At 42.2% G+C, this 225-nt stretch carries 1 pseudogene; it reads left to right on the top strand.

Features of this window, described 5'->3' with window-relative positions:
- Nucleotides 1-225 (top strand): annotated as a pseudogene (locus KO524_RS15325) (hypothetical protein); the annotation flags it as partial.

The following is a 225-nucleotide window of genomic DNA, read 5'->3' as shown; positions in this document are numbered from 1 at the left end:
ACCAATAATGGCAACGGGAGCTACACCTATAAAAACGAAAAAGGAGTTGATGTGGTGATCGACGTTCCGGGTTCTGTATCGAATCAATTTGAACAAATCATCCAAAACCCAACTGTTCGCGAAGTATTAAATCAATACCTGACTTCCAATTCGGGCAACGTTAGTTTTGGCGAAAATGGATTGACCTATACCGATGCAAGCGGTGCTACCCAAAGCTTGGATTTA

It is taken from the genome of Flavobacterium sp. NKUCC04_CG (assembly GCF_019345525.1).
In the GTDB taxonomy this organism is placed as follows: domain Bacteria; phylum Bacteroidota; class Bacteroidia; order Flavobacteriales; family Flavobacteriaceae; genus Flavobacterium.
This window is presented reverse-complemented; position numbering and strand designations above follow the sequence as displayed.